This window comes from Christensenella hongkongensis (assembly GCF_000981035.1).
Lineage (GTDB): Bacteria > Bacillota > Clostridia > Christensenellales > Christensenellaceae > Christensenella > Christensenella hongkongensis.
The window spans coordinates 1-18,169 of the sequence record NZ_LAYJ01000076.1 but is presented as its reverse complement, the minus strand read 5'-3'; the positions used below and the strand labels follow the sequence as shown (position 1 = coordinate 18,169).

At 48.9% G+C, this 18,169-nt stretch carries 18 protein-coding genes; all 18 read left to right on the top strand.

Annotated elements, in window-relative coordinates; all coding sequences use genetic code 11:
• The first annotated feature begins 377 nt into the window (after positions 1-377).
• The gene (locus tag CHK_RS04735) at positions 378-1,493 is read left to right on the top strand and encodes a tyrosine-type recombinase/integrase (protein WP_046442889.1); all 1,116 of its coding nucleotides are present in this window, start codon (positions 378-380) and stop codon (positions 1,491-1,493) included.
• A 500-nt stretch (positions 1,494-1,993) separates the two neighbouring features.
• Positions 1,994-2,593, top strand: coding sequence for a chemotaxis protein CheC (locus CHK_RS04730; RefSeq protein ID WP_046442888.1), 600 nt, complete (start codon positions 1,994-1,996; stop codon positions 2,591-2,593).
• Positions 2,594-2,596: 3 nt separating this feature from the next.
• Positions 2,597-3,076: a chemotaxis protein CheD gene (locus CHK_RS04725; protein WP_046442887.1), complete on the top strand. Its 480-nt coding sequence runs from the start codon at positions 2,597-2,599 to the stop codon at positions 3,074-3,076.
• A gap of 54 nt (positions 3,077-3,130) precedes the next feature.
• Positions 3,131-3,487 (top strand): response regulator, encoded by a 357-nt coding sequence (locus CHK_RS04720; RefSeq protein ID WP_046442886.1) that lies wholly within the window; start codon positions 3,131-3,133, stop codon positions 3,485-3,487.
• 42 nt (positions 3,488-3,529) lie between these two features.
• Positions 3,530-5,629 (top strand): chemotaxis protein CheA, encoded by a 2,100-nt coding sequence (locus tag CHK_RS04715; RefSeq protein WP_046442885.1) that lies wholly within the window; start codon positions 3,530-3,532, stop codon positions 5,627-5,629.
• 35 nt (positions 5,630-5,664) lie between these two features.
• Entirely contained in the window at positions 5,665-6,135 is a 471-nt protein-coding gene (locus CHK_RS04710; RefSeq protein ID WP_235843829.1) for a chemotaxis protein CheW, read from the top strand.
• 38 nt (positions 6,136-6,173) lie between these two features.
• Positions 6,174-7,934: a methyl-accepting chemotaxis protein gene (locus CHK_RS04705; RefSeq protein ID WP_052740331.1), complete on the top strand. Its 1,761-nt coding sequence runs from the start codon at positions 6,174-6,176 to the stop codon at positions 7,932-7,934.
• Between the two features lie 21 nt (positions 7,935-7,955).
• Positions 7,956-9,623: a flagellar basal-body MS-ring/collar protein FliF gene (gene fliF, locus CHK_RS04700; protein WP_330379188.1), complete on the top strand. Its 1,668-nt coding sequence runs from the start codon at positions 7,956-7,958 to the stop codon at positions 9,621-9,623.
• A gap of 26 nt (positions 9,624-9,649) precedes the next feature.
• On the top strand, positions 9,650-10,642 hold the full coding sequence (gene fliG, locus CHK_RS04695; RefSeq protein ID WP_046442936.1) for a flagellar motor switch protein FliG: 993 nt from the start codon (positions 9,650-9,652) through the stop codon (positions 10,640-10,642).
• Positions 10,635-11,384 carry a FliH/SctL family protein gene (locus tag CHK_RS04690; protein WP_046442883.1) on the top strand — a complete coding sequence of 250 codons (750 nt, stop codon included), beginning with the start codon at positions 10,635-10,637 and terminating at the stop codon, positions 11,382-11,384. The genes fliG and CHK_RS04690 overlap by 8 nt, the downstream gene beginning before the upstream one ends.
• Positions 11,385-11,386: 2 nt before the next feature.
• Positions 11,387-12,712 (top strand): flagellar protein export ATPase FliI, encoded by a 1,326-nt coding sequence (gene fliI / locus CHK_RS04685; protein WP_046442882.1) that lies wholly within the window; start codon positions 11,387-11,389, stop codon positions 12,710-12,712.
• 4 nt (positions 12,713-12,716) lie between these two features.
• Positions 12,717-13,163 (top strand): flagellar export protein FliJ, encoded by a 447-nt coding sequence (gene fliJ / locus CHK_RS04680; protein ID WP_046442881.1) that lies wholly within the window; start codon positions 12,717-12,719, stop codon positions 13,161-13,163.
• Positions 13,164-13,188: 25 nt separating this feature from the next.
• On the top strand, positions 13,189-13,755 hold the full coding sequence (locus CHK_RS04675) for a MotE family protein (RefSeq protein ID WP_131924818.1): 567 nt from the start codon (positions 13,189-13,191) through the stop codon (positions 13,753-13,755).
• A gap of 43 nt (positions 13,756-13,798) precedes the next feature.
• Positions 13,799-15,004 carry a flagellar hook-length control protein FliK gene (locus CHK_RS04670; protein ID WP_046442879.1) on the top strand — a complete coding sequence of 402 codons (1,206 nt, stop codon included), beginning with the start codon at positions 13,799-13,801 and terminating at the stop codon, positions 15,002-15,004.
• A gap of 44 nt (positions 15,005-15,048) precedes the next feature.
• Positions 15,049-15,720: a flagellar hook capping FlgD N-terminal domain-containing protein gene (locus tag CHK_RS16045; protein WP_082103395.1), complete on the top strand. Its 672-nt coding sequence runs from the start codon at positions 15,049-15,051 to the stop codon at positions 15,718-15,720.
• Between the two features lie 136 nt (positions 15,721-15,856).
• A complete protein-coding gene (locus CHK_RS04660; RefSeq protein ID WP_046442878.1) occupies positions 15,857-17,131 on the top strand; it encodes a flagellar hook protein FlgE in 1,275 nt (424 codons plus the stop codon).
• A gap of 11 nt (positions 17,132-17,142) precedes the next feature.
• Entirely contained in the window at positions 17,143-17,367 is a 225-nt protein-coding gene (locus CHK_RS04655) for a flagellar FlbD family protein (protein WP_046442877.1), read from the top strand.
• Between the two features lie 43 nt (positions 17,368-17,410).
• Positions 17,411-18,169: motility protein A (locus CHK_RS04650; protein WP_046442876.1), on the top strand; the 759-nt coding region annotated here is incomplete at its 3' end.

Here is an 18,169-nt window from a genome sequence, read left to right as displayed (position 1 = left end):
CGTAAACCTATCGTTTTCCCTGCAATCTTTTGTTACACGAAAACAAGCGTTTGTTACACCATGCGTATTTTAGCGATTATTAACGATAAACTGATCCAATCGATGAAATATCGTAAAAAAAATTCGTAATATATTGTATATTACGAAAAATAAGTAAAATACGTCAAAATTTAATAGCTTCGTAAGTATGTTATCAAAAGATCACACATGTGTCAATGACTTTCATGCCAATGGCTATATGATTTTAGATACCTGTGAAATGCTTTGTTACCACAAAATTTGTAGCAAGTACGGAGAAACGGAAAACATTAAATTTTACGTAAATTTTACGCCGTCAGTTACGCCGTCAATAAAAGTCGAAAAGGAGATCATACTATATGGCACGACATGGAGAAAATATCTATCTGCGCAAAGACGGAAGATGGGAAGGCAGATATGTGAAGGGGAAGGATGAAAAAGGCCGTACGAAATACGGATATGTCTATGCGAAAAAGTATACAGACGTAAAACGCAAGCTTACGGTCTTGCGTGCAAAGTGTTCCGGATCGAATTGTGTAGTCCAGGCGTATGGGAATGGCACGGTTCGGGCATGGCTGGACTATTGGCTGATGGTTTCCACGAAGCCTTACGTCGGCCAGTCTACTTTTAACTCTTACCAGAGCCTGATCGAAACCCATATCAATCCGGCTTTCGGCGCATTATATCTCAGGGACCTCAGCAGGGAAAAAATCCAGGACTTTGTGAACGAACTGAGCAGCCGGCTAAAGCCAGGAACGCTGCATAATGTTTGCAGGTTGCTTCGATCCGCCCTGACAAAAGCGCAGGATCATGGATTGCTGCGCGAAAACCCTTACCGGGACATCAAGAAACCAAAGAATAAGACGCGCGCGCCGCGCGTACTCCTTCTGTCGGAACAGGCAAAGCTTGAGCGCGAGGCCCTCGCAACAGGGAATCTTGAATATATACTTTGCCTGTATACAGGTTTGCGTCTTGGCGAGGTCTGCGCCCTCAAATGGAAGGACATAGACTTTGACAATAAAATTATTTTCGTAAACCATACGGTGAAGCGCGTTAAATGCGAAGGAAGAAGCACGCGAACAGAAGTCATATTGGGAAAACCGAAAAGCGATGAATCCATCCGGGAGATACCTGTCCCTCTTTTCATTTTAGATAAACTATCCCGGAAGTTCAAACAGGGCGGTTGCCAAAGTGAAAACTTTGTTTTCCAAAACCGCACCGGAAGCTACCTCGATCCAAGAACTGTCCAAAAACGTTTTTCGCAGTTCATGGAAAGGCTTAGGATAGATAACGTACATTTCCATACGTTACGCCACACGTTCGCGACGCGTTGCCTTGAACAGCGCATTGGGATAGAGACGCTCAGCGAGCTGCTGGGGCACAGCACTCCGCAAATTACGCTCTCACGGTATGCACATTGTACGCGTGAAAATAAAATGAAATCGATTAAAAAGCTCAAAAAGGTCGCTTGTTAAAAAGTTTAGACCGTCAGCCGCCGTCAACAGGGTACGAAAAAAATGCAGGGCAATACTCTTAAAACAAAAAATTCGTAATATACAATATATTGCGAAGAGTAAGCGCGGAGACGGTACTTAATTTGGAAACAAACTGATTGGTGTTTCCAAAGCCAATACCCGTATCCGGCGTCGTCCTGCCGCAGGTAGTAGGCCTACGATATAATGATACCAACTATGGAACGTTGGTAACATTAAGGATCACAGCAATGGCATTAAAATTTTGTCCGTCAGGTAAAAGCGGGGGACAGAGAATGAAGGACGGAAAAATGGGTTGTATTGTTGCAAAGGAACGTATCGTTCCAGTGAGGCGGGGGAATTATCAGATACAGGTATACACAGGGGATGCCTGTATTTTGTGTTGTTTTTCATTAAACAATACCTGAAAAGAATAGTTAAATTATAACACAAAAAAATACCGGACAAATACAACATTGTTTCATGAGGGAAGAGGATAAAGTATGGAGATTGGTGCGGCAGATCTGGATTTGCTCAAAGAAATCGGGAATATCGGTGCAGGAAACGCTGCCTCCGCGCTGTCGGAGATGACGGGGCTGCCGGTTAGCGTAAACGTTCCAAAATGTGAAATGATTGGCTATTCGGAAATTGCGGATAAAATGGGCGGTGCAGAAAATGTGATCCTCGGGATGCTTGTCCAGATGAGCGGTGATATTGATGGGTTCATTTTGCTTGCGCAGGAGCTTCATGATGCGAGAAATACGATTAAGGTATTGATGGGCCAGGAAATCAGCGAGTCAGAGGAATTCAATATCGAGGTCTATGAACCAATGCGCGAGGTATGCAATATTTTGGTTGGAACGTATCTTTCAGCGATTTCTTCCATGATGCAGCTGAATATTATTCCAACAGTGCCGGAGATGACGATCGATATGGCAATGGCCATTATGAACGTACCGGTTCTGGTATATGGCGAACTTGGCGAATCCGTATTGATGCTGGATACAAAATTTGGCGGGGCGGCGGAGAATATCAATGGCAACTTTTTCCTGATGCCGACGATGGAGTCGCTCGAAGTATTGAAGAAAGCGTTGTATATATAAGCTATGAAAACGATGGTGATTGGTATGGCGGAGCTGGGGGTTGTGAAATGCCCGCAGCATATAACGACGCTTGGGCTTGGATCGTGCGTAGGGGTTGTATTGTTTGACAAGATCAATAAAATCGGCGGGATGGTCCATATCGTACTCCCGGAAAGCAATGGCAGGACAGATGCTGCGCGGGCAAAATTTGCCGATACCGGCGTTGACGAGCTCTTGAAACAAATGCTGAAAGCCGGCGCCAACAAGCAGGCAATGGTAGCCAAGGTGGCGGGAGGCGCACATATGTTTGGCGGGATCAGCAAAAGCAATACGCTTAAGGTTGGGGAACGCAACGCATTCAAAAGTAAAATAGCGGTGCTGAAACTGCGTATACCAATCGCGGCTGAAGATTTGGGCGGAAGCTATGGGCGCACGATCGAGCTCAATACAGAGGATGGAAGCCTGATGGTTAAAACCGTTGGCAAAGGAACCAGGACGATTTGATGAATTGATATAAATTATGGAAAGAAAAGCAATTATATTGTTAGGAGGAAAATTATGAACAAGGTAATGGTTGTAGACGACGCTGCTTTTATGAGGCTTACAATTAAAAATATGCTGTCGAAAAATGGCTTTGATGTAGTAGGCGAAGCAGAGAATGGTGCGCAGGCAATCCAGAAGTGTACCGAATTACAACCGGATATTATTACAATGGATATTACGATGCCTGAAATGACGGGAATCGACGCGCTAAAAGAAATTATGAAAATAAATCCAAAGGTAAACGTTGTTATGGTTTCTGCCCTGGGGCAGGAGGGCATGGTAAAAGAAGCTGTCATGCTTGGGGCAAAAGGATTTGTTGTAAAGCCGTTCAAGGAAGATATCATTGTTCAGGCGCTCAGTAAATTCAAATGATTATTTGTATGCAGGCGCATACAAATGAGGGGGTGAAGCCAAATGGGCGAGAATGATTCCATGCTGACCATGTTTGTGCTGGAAAACGGCCAACTGCTCGAACAGCTGGAGGAATTGCTGCTGGGCGGCGAAAAAAATGAAAAACTTGGCAAGGAACAAATAGATGAAACGTTCCGGGTTATGCACACCATCAAGGGCTCTTCGGCAATGATGGGTTATGACGCGATGACGACGCTTGCACACGCCGTTGAGGACCTGTTTTCCAAAATAAGGGAAAAGGAACCTCAGGATTCCGATTGGGAGCGTATTTTTGATGTTGTTCTGGAATCTATCGATTTTTTCAAAAATGAAATTGAAAAGCTGCAACAGGGAGATTTGCCCGATGAGCAGGCGGACGAGCTGTGCAAGGAGCTTGGCGATATCCTCAATGCCTTGATTGAAGGGGAAAAAGAAGGAGAACCGGTAAACGAAGAAATGCAGGCTGGCGAGGCAGAAGACGGAGAAGACGCTGCGGGAGAGGACGCAAAGATTCTCAGGGATCTGATTTCCCGGATAAAGCAGCAGGAGCAGGAGAAAATCTATTGGATCAGGATGTTTTTGGATAAGGGCTGCCAGATGGAGACTGTTCGCGCTTATGGGGCGCTGATGTCCATCGAGGAGCTCTATTCGGCGATTGCGACCTATCCGGAAGAGGTGGAAGAAAACCACGATGAAGAAATTGCAAACCATGGTTTTTGGATTGCGGTATCCACCACGGAAGAATGCGCGGAAATGATCAAACAGAAAATTTCTGAAACGATGTTCCTGTCCACGATGGATTTTGAGGAATATGCGCCGGAGGCGGAGCAAGAAGGGCAATCGCAGGAACCAAACGGCGCGGCAGAAGCGCAGGGAACGCCTGCAAAGAGCAAGGAGGCTCCGGCTCAGGATAAGCCATCCACCGTCAAAAAAGCGGCGAAGGAAGAAAAAGCCCTGAAACAAAGCTTTATCAGCGTAAATGTCAATAAGATCGACAAGCTGATGAATCTGGTGGGGGAAATTGTAACCACAGAATCCATGGTGACGAAAAATACGGATATTGCAGACCTGCATCTGGAAAATTTTGAGAAACAGGCGAGACAGCTTCGTAAGCTGACGGACGAGTTGCAGGATATTGTTATGTCGATCCGTATGGTGCCGATTGCAACCACGTTTCATAAAATGCAGCGTATTGTGCGCGATATCAGCAAAAAAACAAAGAAACAGGCTGAGCTGGTGATTATCGGCGAGGATACGGAGGTTGACAAAAATATTATCGATAATTTGTCCGATCCGCTTATGCACCTGATTCGTAATGCAATGGATCACGGCATCGAAACGCCACAGGAACGTCTTGCGGCAGGAAAAAGCGAAAAGGGCACTGTGACGCTTGAGGCGTGTAATCAAAGCGGCGACGTAATCGTACGCGTCATGGACGACGGTGCGGGTATGGATCGGAATAAAATTATCCAGAAGGCAATCGCGAACGGGCTGACCACAAAAACGGAGAATGAAATTTCCGATAAGGAAGCTTATGGATTTACCTTGCTTCCGGGATTCTCTACAAATGATGAAGTGACGGAATATTCCGGCAGGGGCGTCGGCATGGACGTAGTCCATAAAAATCTTGATAATGTCGGGGGTAGTATTTCTGTAGACAGCGAACCGGGCAAGGGAACGACGATTACGATGCACATTCCGCTCACGCTTGCAATTATGGACGGAATGAAAATCACGGTTGGGAAATCGATCTATATTGTGCCCACGCTTGTGATAAGGGAATTTTTAGAACCCAGATTATACGAAATTATAGTTGAGCCAAACGGCAACGAAATGATCATGATTCGCGGGGTATGCTATCCGATCATAAGACTGCACAGGGTATTTGACGTCGCAAATGGAGTGGAAGATTTTAACAGCGGCATTATGGTGCTGGTGGAGAGCGACAGCGGGGCGGCCTGCCTCTTTGCGGATACGCTTTTGGGAGAACAGCAGGCGGTTGTGAAGCCAATGCCGCCTTACGTAGTGAAATCATTTGGGAAAATAAAAGGGATTAATGGCTGCAGCATCATGGGTAATGGCGGAATCGCGCTTATCCTGGATATCAACAATCTTTTGGAATAGCAGACCTGAAGTGCCGGTGCAAGGAGGAATGGCTTTTGGATGAACAGGAAATGAAGCAGGAAAATGAGGCGGAAAACAAAGAAAAATACCTCACGTTCTTTATTAATGGGCAGTGCTATGGAATACCGATAGCACTTGTTATTGAAATCATCGGAATGCAGGATGTTGCGGAGGTGCCGGAGTTCCCACCCTACCTGAAGGGCGTTATCAATCTGCGGGGGCTTATCATACCGCTGATCGATGTGAACCTGAGGGTAGGTTATGAGGAGAAGGAATACACCGATAAAACCTGCGTTATCGTCGTGAATGTGAATGACATGGAAATTGGACTTATCGTGGACGAGGTAAACGAAGTGCTCGATATTGACAAAAGTACAATTAATCCGCCGCCGCACAGCACCGGTGCCCAAGCGGATCAATATATCAATGGGATTGCGGTGCAGGAAAACAAGCTGATATTACTGATGTCCTGCGAAAAGGTCATTGGGGATCAAGATTTTGAATAGGAAAGAAGAAATATGAGTAAAGTGGGAGGACAAATAAGATGCTAAAGAAGATGAAGGTTGGAACGAGGGTGCTCTTCGGCTTCCTGATTGCGATTATCCTGACGATCATACTGGGCGCTGTTTCGATCATCGGATCGAATATGATGAGCGGGAAAATCAACGGACTGTATGATGGGCCGTATGCCGCGCAGCAGGAGATCGCCACGATCAAGGTGGACATCAACCAGGCGACGCAATATATTTACGGCGCAATGATGACGTCAGACCAAGCGCAGCTCGAGGACGTCAAAAAAATGGTCGAAAGCAAGAACACTGAGATGATGGCGGCGTCCGCCAAATTAAAAGAAATCTATCCGGAGGCGGCTTCTACGGTCGACAGCTTTGAATCGATCGTCGGGGAAGCGGCTCCGCTTATCAACCAGATGCTGGAATCACAAAGCAAAGGCGATACGCAGTCCGCGCTGCAGATGATGAGCAACCAGTTTACGCCGCTACTTGATAAGGCGCTCGGGGTGATCAACCAGATGCAGGATACGATCAATACGGAAGCGTCCACCTTCAAGGCGGATGCCGACCAAATGGCGTTTGTCGTCCTGATTGCGATCATTGCTCTGATCGTCGTCGAGGTTGTCGTTGCGATGCTCCTTGCGATCGCGATTACGAGAAGCATCCGCAAACCAATCGAGGAATGTGCGAATGCGACGACGGAAATTGCCAAAGGCAATCTGGACGTGGGAGTCGGATACAGCTCGAATGACGAACTCGGCACGCTTTCCGGCAATATCAACTCCATGGTCGGCACACTGAAAAGCTATATCGGCGAGATTTCCGACGTGCTGAGCGAAATGGCGGATGGCAACCTCGCGGTTGAGACAAAAGAAAACTATCTGGGTGATTTTACGCAAATCGGCGAATCGCTCAATAAGATGATACTTTCCCTGAACGCAACCTTTGAATCTATGGATCAGTCCGCAGGGCAGGTTGCGATCGGTTCAAACGAGGTGTCAAGGGGCGCACAGGCGCTCGCACAAGGCGCTACGGAGCAGTCAAGCTCCGTACAGGAGCTCTCTGCTTCGATCAACCAGATTTCCGACCAGGTGCAGCGCAATGCGGATAACGCAAAGGAAACACAGGGCCTGATTAAGGAAACAGCCGATCAGGTGGGGGCATGCAATGTCCATATGCAGGGAATGCTGGAATCTATGGATGCGATTGACAAAAGCTCTTCGGAGATTGCCAAGATTATCAAGGTGATCGACGATATTTCCTTCCAGACGAATATTCTTGCACTGAACGCAGCGGTTGAGGCGGCACGTGCAGGAAGCGCGGGAATGGGCTTCGCGGTCGTTGCGGACGAAGTCAGGAATCTGGCAACAAAGAGCGCGGAGGCGGCAAAGGAAACATCTGCGCTTATTGAAGGCTCTGTGCAGAAGGTACAGATTGGAAACAAGAATGCACTGGATACGGCCGACGTACTCAAGAGTATTGTGGAAAGCTCTGTGAAGATCAGCCAGAACATCGACGATATCGCAAATTCGTCAGATGAGCAGGCGCGCGCAATCGGCGAAGTAAACCAGGGCGTAGAACAGATTTCTACTGTTGTTCAGACAAATTCTGCGACAGCCCAGCAAAGCGCTGCCGCAAGTCAGGAGCTTTCCGGCCAGGCAGATATGATGAAGCAGATGGTAAGCCGGTTCAGGCTTAAAAACCAGTCGGTTGATTCGATCAATATGTACGACAGCGGGAGCTATTCTGATGGAATGGACGATTCCATGGATTTCTCCGGAGAAAAGTATTAAGGCAGGCTGAGGGGTTGAAATATCCGGCCTTATAGGCCGGATAATCGCTTTGAAGGCAGGACAACGAAGGAGGAAATTCCGCTGAATAACGCATTCGCAGATATGGGCAAGAAAATGCTCGCATCGTGGCAAAAGACAAAAAAATCACAGAAAATACTGATTATTGCAGTGATCGCACTCACCATAGTTGCGTTATGCGTTGTCGTTACAATGGCTAATCAGGTGGAATATGAGACATTGTTTACAGGTCTTAACGATGAGGAAGCCGGAACCGTGGTGACCGAACTCGAAACAATGGGGATTGATGTAAAATCTCTTCCGGGGGGCACTCTGATGGTGCCCAAAGGCCAAAGGGACGAGTTGAAGTACAAGCTTCAGGCTCAGGGGATACCCGCGGGCGATACGCTCGATTACGACCTGTATTCCACAAATGCCGGAGCGTTTGGTTCTACAGATAAGGACAAGGCTTATTACGAGCAGGCGCAGCTCCAGCAAAACCTGTCGCTGATCATCAATCAGATGGATAAGATCAAGAGCAGCACGGTTTTGCTTTCCCTTGCGGACAAAAGCGGGTTTGTACTGTCGGACGACTCCAATCCAAACTCTACGGCTGCCGTCATGGTTGTGTTGAAATCAAGCTCGGATATGCTTTCCCAGAGCGATGTGGATGCGATCCGTGCGATTGTAACAAAATCGGTTCCATCGCTTACGGAGGAAAATATTTCGGTTGTTGACCAGAATATGCACTCTTATGGATCGGGTTCGGCTTCAAGCGGTGTGAACCAGGTGGATACGCAGGTAAATCTGCAGCAGAAGGTTGCAAGCGACCTGGAGCAGCAGATTGTCAATCTGCTTTCGCCGGTGTTTGGGCCGGAAAATCTCTCTGCAAGCGTCAACGTTACGTTGAATTTTGATAAGACGACGACAAATTCCCTGACTCTGACGCCTCCCACAAATGATGCGGAAAATATGGGAATTATCACCAGCATGAAGCAGACGGAAGAACGGCTGCAAAATGGCGGTACAACGCCTGAAGGGGAACCGGGACAGGATCCGAACGGAGGAGCGCCAACCTATCAGGAGATAGATGATGCGGCGCAGGACAGCACCTATTACCAGACGGTAAATGAGGTCAACGCCGAAGTGAACGAAATCAGCCAGCAGATTGAAGAGGCGCAGGGGGACATTACGGAACTTTCAGCAACCCTCATCATAAACGGGGACGACTCTATCGCCGATGTGCTGCCGCAGGTGCGCCAGCAGATTGCTACGGCGATTGGCGTATCGGAAGATAAAATCACTGTATCCAGCATGCCTTTTACGCAAAATACGCTCTACCAGCAGGCGTTGGAGGAACAAGCCGCGGCAATGGAACAGCAGCAGCGCAGTGAGATGCTTCAAACGCTGATTCCGCCGATTGCAATCGTTGCAGGAATCCTGATTCTCCTGCTCGTGATTATGTCGAACAGGAGAAAAAGGCGCGAGCAGGAGCTTGAAGAGCAGAGAATGCAGGAATGGAGCGGGGATACGACAGGGCAGCATATCGATGTTGCCGTGGATGACGAACTGTCGGTTGAGGAGCTGCTCAAAAAGGATGACAACACGCTCGGACAGATACAGGGACTGGTTGACAAAGATCCGGACGCGATTGCACAGCTTTTGCGCAACTGGCTTTCCGACGACTTTTAGGGGGGATTGCTTTGACTGAAAATTTGATGCCCAAGGAAAAAGCGGCGATCCTCATGGTGGCTCTGGGGAAAGACTTTTCCTCAAAAATATATAAACACCTGACCGATGATGAAATAGAGCAGTTGACGCTGAGCATTACAGGCTTGCGCGCCTTTGACAAGGAAACGCGCGATGAAGTGATATCGGAATTTTACGATCTTTGCGTCACACAAAAATATATTTCGGAAGGCGGGATCGATTATGCGCGCGACGTTCTTGTAAAAGCGGTTGGCGGGGACAGGGCGGACGAGTTGATCGGCAAGCTTTCGGCAGCATTGCAGGTAAGGCCGTTTGACTTTGTAAGACGCGCCGATCCAACGCAGGTCAGTAATTTTATCCAGAACGAGCATCCGCAGACCATTGCGCTGATCCTTTCCTATTTGGAACCGGAAAAGTCTGCAAACATTCTGGCGCTGCTGCCTGAAGAAAACCAGGCGAAGGTCGTTGAGCGGATCGCGAATATGAGCGTTGTTTCCATGGAATATATCCGGGAAGCAGAAAAGATACTGGAATACAAAATCAGCAGTATCGGGCAGGAAGAGAACACTTCGGTTGGCGGCGTGGATACGATTGTTGAGATGCTTAACGCAATCGACAGGAGTACGGAGAAAAGCATACTCGACAAAATTGAGATGGATAATCCCGAGCTTGCCGACGAAATCCACCGGAAGATGTTTGTATTTGAGGATATTGTCAAGCTTACGGACGTGGATCTGCAAAAAACGCTCAAAGAGATCGACAACGATGTTCTCACCATGGCGCTCAAGGGAGCGAGCGAGGAAATCGCAGAGAAGATTTTCGCGAATATTTCCAAGCGCCTGCACGATATGATTGTGGAAAATATGGAATACATGGGACCTGTACGCGTACGCGATGTAGAGCAGGCGCAGCAGACGATTGTAAATGCGATCAGGAAGCTCGAAGATGCGGGCGAGATCGAGATTGCAAGAGGCGGAGCGGAGGAAGAACTCATTGTTTAGGATTGATAAGCATTCTCTGACGGCAGAGGATACATATTCGGCAGAGATGGTTGAACTGCCAAAGCTGGAGGACCTCGTGGAGTTGGTTTCCACTTTTCAGGAGGAAGAAATAACGCAGGAGCAGGAAGAACCGGACGCTTCCCCGGCAGAGAAAAAACAAAGCGAGCTTGCGCGGCTTGAGGCTGAAATACAAAAGGCAAAGAAACAGGCGGAACTGATCATCGCGGGGGCGCAGGAGCAGGCTGAACAAATACGCAGGGACGCCCAGGCCCAGGGATATCAGGACGGGCTTTCCGGCGCGGCGGAAGCTGCGGCAACGGAACGACAGAAGGAAAAGGAAGCCGCGGAGCAGGCGTTGATGACGCTTGTGCGTGCAAAGGAGCAGATGATGGACGGGGTTGAAGAGAGCGTGCTCGATATCAGCCTTTACATTGCGGAGCACATCGTAAAGCAGAAGCTTGACCAGTCTGAGGAAGCCTTCCTGAATGTACTTAACGATACGCTTTCCAGGGTACAAAGCGATAGCGATATGATTTTAAAGGTCAGCAAGCACGAATATGAGTATCTGTTTGCAAAAGAAGAAGAATATGTGACAGAGCTGAGAAATTTCGGAATTACGGTAAAGCAGGATTTATCCCTGCAAAAGGGAGACTGCGTAATCGAAACAGAGTACGGGACAATACGTTCCGGCGTAAGGACGCAGCTTAAGAGAATGGGATACGCGCTGCGTGAAGTAGGCTGAAAATGCTGGAAGACAGAATCAAAAAATTGAAGCAGGTGATCGACCACGCGAATCTTTTGGAGATGAGCGGCACCGTAAAAAAGGTAGTCGGCATGACGATAGAGTCCAAAGGCCCTATGGTCAAAATGGGGGATATCTGCAAAATATTTCCACACAGCGGCGGCGAAGAGGTTCTGGCCGAGGTGGTTGGATTTAAGGATGAGAATGTGGTGCTGATGCCCTTTGGAAATGTTTCGGGCATCGGCGCGGGAAATAAAGTGGTTGCAACAGGCACCGAATATAAGGTGGCGGTAGGAGAAGGCTTGAGGGGAAGAGTGCTTGACGCACTCGGAAGGCCGATGGACGGAAAAGGCCCCGTCGTGACAGACGGGCATTATCCGGTTGAGAATATGCCGCCCAATCCGCTTGAGCGGGTACGCATTAAGGAAATTCTGCCTCTTGGCGTACGGGCGATTGACGGGCTTCTTACCATGGGGCAGGGGCAGAGGATAGGGATATTCGCGGGAAGCGGCGTCGGGAAGAGCACTCTGCTGGGAATGATAGCGCGGCGCGCAAGTGCGGATATCAACGTAATTACTCTCGTGGGAGAACGTGGCAGGGAAGTCCTTGACTTTATGGAAAAGGACCTGAAGGAAGAGGGGCTCAAAAAGTCTGTACTGGTAGTGGCAACCTCGGACCAGCCCGCTTTGCTCCGTTTGAAATCCGCACTCGTAGGAACGGCGATCGCCGAATATTTCCGCGATATGGGATATAAAGTGATGCTGATGATGGATTCCCTGACGCGTTTTGCGATGGCGCAGCGTGAAATTGGAATGACGGTGGGCGAGCCGCCGGTATCGCGTGGGTTTCCGCCTTCCGTGTATTCGATGCTTCCAAAGCTTTTGGAGCGGTCGGGTACGTCACAGAAGGGCAGTATTACGGGGATTTACACGGTACTTGTAGAGGGCGACGACCTCAACGAACCGATTTCAGATACGGTGCGGGGCATTCTGGACGGACACTTTGTACTTTCCAGGAAGCTCGCAAACAACAACCAGTATCCGGCGATTGACATATTGGCGAGCGTAAGCAGGCTTATGACGGATATCGTTACGCCGGAGCACCGGAAGATGGCGGGATATGTCAAAAACATGATGTCGGAATACAACGCGGTGCAGGACCTGATCAGCATTGGCGCCTACAAGCAGGGAGCGAACCCAGGGATCGATACGGCGATTAACCTGCACGAACCGATTCTTGGATTTTTAAGACAGGAGATCGGGGAAGGTTCCACATTTGAGGAAACGATCGAGAGGCTGCGGGAGATAACGGCAGGCACGATGGAGTAATGCGATGAAAAAATTTGTGTTTACACTACATAAGCTATACGACGTAAAGCAGTCGGAGGAAAACCAGAAAAGGGTTGAACTGAAGGGGCTTGACAAGGTGATGACCGGACTGCAAACGCAGCGGGTGGACATGCAGCAAACCTACGATGGACAACAAGCGGTTTATTGCAGGAAATGCAAGACTGGAATGAGTATGACGGAAGTAAAAATGTTTGGGGAATATTTCCAGTACCTGAGCGTTGAAATGAGCAGGAAAGACCGCGAAATTGCGGACTGCAATATAAAAATAGAGGAATGCAGGAAGCAGCTTGCGCGCCTGATGAACGAGCAGAAGGTGCTCGAACGGATGCGCGAGGAGCAGCTTGAGGAATATAAGGCGGAGATCCAGAAGGATAATGATAAGCTCATAGAAGACTTCATGCAGGCAAAAGCGGAAACACTGGCGATTTAAGCGGGGAACGGAGAAAGACGTGGCGGTGAATAACAGTCGTGCAGCGGCGCAGGAAAATAACAGAATACAGGGAATACCGCAGGAAGAGGGGCCGAAAGGCAAAAAGAAAAAGCTGAGCGGGAAAGCCGTAGCAGCGATTATTGTGGTCATACTGATAGCGGGTGGCGGCGCGATGTACTATTTTAACCTTCTTGGCGTGAAAACAAAGGTTATTTCGTTTTTTATTTCCCAGGATTCGCAATACGAAATGATGCTGAGCGAAAAGACGGCGTACGAGCAGGGGAAACAGGAGCTTGAGCAAAAGCAGCAGGAACTTGTTACCAGGGAAAAGCAGTTAAACGAGCGGGAAGCGGCGCTTACGACGCAGGAGGCCGCAAAGAGCACCTCGACGCAGGGAGCGTCCGGCAAAGAGGTTGCCTCCGTTTTTGAAAATATGGACAAGAACGCGGCGGCGGGGATTTTTAACAATGTCGCCAGCGACCAGTGGATTGCAAGCGTACTGGGCGCGATGGACCAGAAAAAAGCAGCTGAAATCCTGGGCGCTATGGATTCCGCAAAGGCGGGCAGCGTGGCGCAGCAAATGAATCAATGATTCTCATTGAAATAAAAGAAGTAAGGAAAGGAGGTGAGAAAGGATGATGAAGATAACAAACGTAACGGAGCTTGTAGTGAACACTGCGACCGTTCCGGAAAACGGAAAAACAGACGATGGATTTGCACAGGAGCTCGATAAAGCCAACAGCTCGAAAGCGGAAACCGTAAAAGATGATTCCGTTGCAGCTCAGGAGCCGGAAGAAACGGAAGATGACGTCGTGCAAAAGGCGCCCGGTGAAAAAGCGGAACCTGAAGAGAAACAACCCGACGCCGGTCAGGCGGGCCTTGTTGCAACAGCCGTAGCGTTGCCGCTGGAAAGCATACCGGCGCAGGACGCGCAAACGGTGGAGTCAACGCCAATGCCTGCTGCTGAAGCAGTGGACCGGACCGGACCGTTGCCGCAGCAGATACAACCTGTTTTGCAGGAAGCGGTTGACGTGTTGGACGGTCAGGCGAATGCAGCGGTTGGAAAGCAACCGGAGAAAGCGAGCAGCGAGCCTGAGCAGGCTGCGGTTTTGGTAGACCGCGAGGCGGAGCCGTTTGTACGGCAGGCGCTGAGTGAAGCGGACGCGATTGTACGACAGCAAGCGGGAGGCTCCGGAAAAACAGATCAAACATTTGCCGTCCCGGCATTGCAGCCTGAGGAAACGGTTTCAGGAGAAAGCGAAGAAGCTGGCAGCAAAGAAAAACAGGGCGGCGGTGAAAAAACTGCATTGCAGTCTCCAATGACCGCAAACGTCACAAAAGAAGGCAAGGTCGAGTTCCAGCTTGCAGGAGAGCAGCAGCCGGAGTACCAACAGGTGCAGCAAAAGGAAGAATTGCTGCCAAAGCTGATTGACCAAATCAAGAGCACGGTAACAAAGGAAAAAACGGAATTTTTCCTGCAGTTGAAGCCGGAGCATTTGGGCGGACTTTCGATTCTGCTTTCGGCAGAGGATAAAGGTATTGTGGCAAAGCTGATGACTTCAAGCAAAGATGTGCAGCAGGTGATGCAAAGCGATATGACGGCAATGCAGGAAGCATTGCGGGATAAGGGCATCAATGTGGTTCAGATGGAAGTGATCTACGGTCAGATGACGGATTCTGCTTCCAAGGATAACAGCGGATCGCGGCAATGGAACGAAACAAAGGGAGGCGGCCACGGAGGGGCGCAGGAAAGCATCGAGAGTGCAACAGCGTTTTACGACAATCTGTCTTATTACGATGTACTTGCAGAGCAGGGAGGTTCTGTGGAATTTAGTGCTTAGAAACGCAAGAAAACAGTAATTTTGAAAGGATTGTTTGAGTAATTATGGCAAATACGAGTGCAGTAACACCAACGACGGGCGGAACGAACGGTCCCGTAAACGCGAACAAGAGAACGCCTTCAAGCGAGCTTGGGGAACAGGAATTTTTGCAGCTGATTGCAGTACAGCTCGCAAACCAGGATCCGCTCCAGCCGATGGAGGATACGGACTTTATCGCACAAATGGCTCAGTTTAATTCATTGACACAAATGCAGAATTTGAACCAGTCGTTTTCAAGCTCACAGGCATATTCCCTGATTGGCAAATATATTCTTGGGAATGTGACAGATGAAAACGGCACGCAGCAGCAGGTCTACGGAAAAGTGGGCGGGGTAGCCAGCCAGGGAGGCAAGGAATACCTGATGGTTGGCGATTTCTATGTGCCGCTCAGTGCGGTAACGGCGACGTACGACAATGGAATGGATTCCAATGCGCTTACTTCGCAGGCGGCGAACCTGATCGGCAAAACGGTCGAAGCAACGATCGTAAAAGATGTGAAGGATGAGGCTACAGGCGCAATCACACCTCAAAAGGTAACCGTAAAGGGCGAGGTAGAGTATATCACGATCAAGAACACAGGTGAACTCTACGCGAAGCTCAAGGATACGGTGGATGCGGATGGAAATACCGTTAAGGGAGAGGAAGTCCCTGTTTCATATATCACAAAAATCGGTTAATAGACTGACGCATACGGATGTGACGGATATATGGAAGTACAGCAGGTACCACATTATTTGCAATGATGGCAGGGATAATAATGATGGATACAACAATAATTGACATAGAGACAGCATACTAAGGAGGCAGCTCATTATGATGAGAGCACTTTTTTCGGGCGTAACTGGTTTGAAGACACACCAGACCCGAATGGACGTAATTGGTAACAATATTGCAAATGTAAACACACTTGGTTTTAAGAAAAGCGCGGCGAATTTCGCAGACCTTTACAGCGAAACGGTAACCCCAGCGTCTGCGCCTTCGGCAACGCAGGGCGGTATTAATGCACAACAGGTAGGGCTTGGCGTAAACGTTAATTCGATCGTAATCAAGCATACCCCGGGCGCGGCGCAGTATACAGGAAATACGCTGGACCTTGCAATCAGCGGGGACGGATATTTTGTGCTTCGTACCGGCGCGGGAGAGCGGTATTCGCGTGCGGGCAACCTGTCTGTTTCAAGCAACGGCAGCCTCGTAAGCCCCAGCGGATATTTTGTTCAGGGATATAACGCGATCTATCAGCAGGGCACGGCCGGGGACGCATCGACTACGGTGGGCATAACCAACGATACGCAGGTTGCAGGGAAATATGACACCTTCAAATGGACGCCGGATGCGGCAACGGCAAAATCACAGCCTGCCGGAAGTTATACGTTTGAAGCGCAGGCGGACGGAACCGTCAATATGTATAAAAACGGTATCCTGCAGAGCAACCTGAAAATCAAGGCGGCGGACGGAACGGATGCGACAGCATTGACCGCGGGAGATACCTACCATCTTGATACGGGTTTCGGAAAGCTTGAGTTTAACGCCCTTGCAAACGTGGCCGCAGGAGACTTCAACACGTCTGTTTATTCAGATCTCAGCACAGTGATTGACAATATGCGCGTTGAGGTAAAGAACAACGATACGTTTACTGCGGGAAACCGCCTTGGGGATATCATCATTGACCAGGACGTGTATGAAAACGTAACGATCAACGAGGAAGGAGCGGTGATTGCACAGCTCAAGAAGGAAGGGATTCCGATTGGCCCTGACGGACAGCCGATTCCCGGCGCACAGACGATGGCAAAGGGAGAAAAAGTAGTGCTTGGGTATGTGGCGCTTGCTAACTTCCCAAATGTGGAGGGGCTTGAAAAGGTCGCGACGAACCTCTACGCATCTACTGCGAATACGGGCCGCGTATCCTATAACCTCGCGGGCGCGGGCGGCACGGGCAGCATCACGCCTTCGTCCCTTGAAATGTCAAACGTAGACCTTTCAGAGGAGATGGTCAATATGATCACCACGCAAAGGGGATTTCAGGCGAACTCAAGGATCATAACCACCACGGATTCCATGCTGGAGGAACTGGTAAACCTGAAACGGTAAAGGAATAAAGTATGATTGAGGTTTCTAAAATAAGTGGCGAACACTTTATGGTAAACGCGGAAGCCATTGATTTGATCGAAACCATTCCGGACACGCTGATTACTCTGGCATCAGGAAAAAAAATCCTGGTGCTGGAGAAGCCGTCCGAAATTGTAGATGAAATCGTGGAGTACAAACAAAGGATCTATTTGGGTTTGCCCAGGGTAGTGGCGAAGAATTTGGAACAGGAAGGGTAGCAGACCTTAGAACAAACACAGGACTGGCAAGAGGTGTATAGGCTTGAACATTACGATTATTTTAGGCATCGTTATAGGATTTGTAACAGCGGCAATCGGTATGACCAACGGTGGCTCGGTTGGAAATTTTCTGGATCTTGGATCTTTTGCAATCGTTGCGGGCGGTACGATCGGAGCTATTATTGCAGCATATCCGATGGCGGATATGAAAAAAATACCGACGCTGATCAAAATTGCGATCAAAAAAAGCGATACCGATTATTCCAAGCAGGTTGCGGAAATTATTGAGATGGCGAATATCGCGCGAAAAAACGGACTGCTGGCACTGGAGGATAAGCTTGCCGATATCAATGATCCGTTTATCAAAAACGGTGTGATGCTGATTCTTGACGGTACTGATCCGGAGCTTGTCAAAAGCATGATGGAGACAGAGTCGTATTTTATGGACGAGCGGCATTCCAACTATATTTCGATTTTTGAAACGGGATCAAAAGCAGCTCCCGCATTTGGAATGGTTGGTACGCTGATTGGACTGATCAATATGCTTAAAAACCTGACCGGCGACATGGACACCATCGGGCCTTCTATGTCTCTGGCGCTGATCACGACGCTGTACGGCGTGCTTTTTGCAAATCTTGTGTTCAATCCGATTGCGTCGCAATTACGTGCAAAAAACCAGGAAGAGCAGGTCTGCAAAGATATTATCATCGAAGGTATCCTTTCAATTCAGGATGGTGAAAATCCACGCGTCATCGAGGACAAACTCAATGCTTTCATTGCGGACGCGGACCTTAACGGCGGG